Source organism: Streptococcus atopicus (assembly GCF_049166725.1).
GTDB lineage: Bacteria > Bacillota > Bacilli > Lactobacillales > Streptococcaceae > Streptococcus > Streptococcus hominis.
This window is the reverse complement of sequence record NZ_JBMHFC010000021.1, coordinates 1-2,440: the sequence shown is the minus strand read 5'-3', so window position 1 is coordinate 2,440 and position 2,440 is coordinate 1. Positions and strand designations below refer to the sequence as shown.

General features: G+C 40.0%; 1 protein-coding gene. It reads right to left on the bottom strand.

Translation table 11 applies throughout. From position 1 onward, the window contains the following. Positions 1 to 2,440: Cna B-type domain-containing protein (locus ACOMA9_RS09730; RefSeq protein ID WP_421425377.1), on the bottom strand; the 2,440-nt coding region annotated here is incomplete at both ends.

Below are 2,440 nucleotides of genomic sequence, written 5' to 3'. Positions count from 1 at the left end.
CCTTCTTCTTTAACAAGTAAGCAGCTCCACTTAAGGTGAACAGACCTGCAAGTAATGCAAAGAATGAATTTTGACTACCTGTTGAAGGGAGAATTTTCTTCTTCGATTTCTCTGGTGTACTTGGTGGGGTTTGTGGAATTTGTGGCTTCTCTGGTGTATGACGATTCGTGATATTCATACCATCTACCTTCGGTGTGTAACCTTTCGGTACCGCAACTTCTTCCACCGTATAAGTGATTTCCTTACCTGCTTCATATTTGGCAAGTTGTTCAAAACTATATTTCCATCCAGTTGCTTCGCTTGCTGTCGCTACTTTGCCCGTATCTTTACCATTTGCAAGCAATCTTACTTGAATCTCTTTTGGACGAAGACCGTCTTTGTCATTGTCATCTTCCCAAGTCTTTTGACCGCTGACTGAAGTAGTAGCTGGAGTGTAGTTGTTGACAAGATTCATGCCATTTGCTTTAGAGGTATAGCCTTTTGCTACATCTACTTCCTCAACAGAATAAACAATTTCTTTTCCAGCTTTGTAACGATCCAAATCCTTAAAGCTGTATTTCCAATCAGTTGCTTCGCTCGCTGTCGCTACTTTACCTGTGTCTTTGCCATCTGCCAATAAACGAACTTTGATTTCAGTAGGACGTTTTCTGTCTTGGTTATTACTGTCATTCCAAGTCTTTTGACCTGTCAATTTTATCTTTTCTGGGGTATGTTTGTTGGTAATCGTGTATTTGCCATCTTGAGATTTTTCAACTATTGGCTTTTCGTAAGATTCTACGGCAACTTCTTTGACATCATATTTGATTTCTTGACCATTCTCATACTTCGGTAATGGTTTTGACTCAAAGGCCCAACCTTTTTCTTCTGAAGTTTCAATTTCATCAACGATTTCTTTGCCTTTCAGAATTTGGACCTTCACTGTAGCTGTTCGCTTGCCGTCTTGGTTGTTAGCATCTTCCCAGACTTTCTTACCAGAAATGACGATTGTTTCTGGGTCATGGGTGTTTGTGATTTCTTGACCCTTGATAGATGTTTCATATCCTGCTACAGCATCTTCCTTGACAGAATAGACAATTTCTTGACCTGCTTCGTATTTTGGAAGATTAGTAAAGGTATGTTTCCAAACATTGCCATTCGCTGGGTCTGCTTCAGCGACTTTGATATCATATTTCTCAACTTCGGTAGTTACACCGCCAACTGTCTTCATCAAGTGAACCGTGATATGATCTGGACGTTTGCCATCTTGGTTGTTGTTATCATTCCAAGTCTTCGTCACTTGATAATCAATCATTTTTGGTGTGTATTTGTTGGTAATATTGAAATCATTGATTTCGCTAGTATATTCAGAAACGACTTCTTCGGTCAGGCTATATTTAATAACCTTGCCTGCTTTGAATTTAGGAAGTTTAGTAAATACTGTAGACCACGTTCCGTCAGCTGCCGCTTTCACTTCTTTGGAAGCTACTTTTTCACCGTCAGCCAAGAGATTGACCGTAATCGATTTCGGACGTTTGCCATCTTGGTTATTGGCATCATCCCAGTTCTTTGTGGCTTTAATGTCAATCGTTTCTGGAGTATATTTGTTCGTGATTGTAAAGCCAGTTGCTGCATCTCCGCTGATTTCACTTGTATAACCAGCTACTGAGCTAACTTCAACTACTTTATAATCAATCGAAGTTCCGCCTTTATCTGCATCTAAATCTGTGAAGCTACCTGCCCAGCCATTTGCTTCTGACAATTCAAGTGTTTTTCCAGTATCCGTGCCATCTGCGAGGAGTTTAACTGTGATAGAAGCCGGGCGTTTGCCATCTTGGTTGTCTGCATCATTCCAGACTTTTTTCACTGGAATTTGTGTTTTAGCTGGCGTGTATTTGTTCGTGAAGACAAGGTCACTGGCTTGTTTAGAAACAGTTGCTTTTAATTCAGTAGCACTAACTTTTTCAACTTTGACTTCTACTTCGTAAACCGTTGAATCATAAGTTACTCCCGCTTCATTTCCAGAAACTTCTGAGATAGTATACTTATGCGTTCCTACTTGGTTTTCATCATAAGTCAATTCGTCAAAAGCAAAGTTTCCGTCCACATCATTAGTAACAGTTTGAACGACGCTGCCATCTGTCTTTTTCAGGGCAAAGTTATATTTACCTGCTTCCAGTATTTTACCTTCTAGCACTTTCTTACCAGCAATTTTTACTTTGGTTGCTGGTGCTGGTATGTATTTGTTAGTGAAGACAAGATCTTTCGCTTCTTTCGAAACCGTTGCTTTTAATTCAGTAGCACTGATTTTTTCAACCTTGACTTCTACTTCTCGAACAGTCTTATCATAAGTGATTCCTGCTTCAGATCCAGCAACTTCTGAGATGGTATACTTGTGAGTTCCCACTTGGCTCTCATCATATGAGATTGGTGAGAAGGTCACTGTTCCATCTGCAGCGTTTGT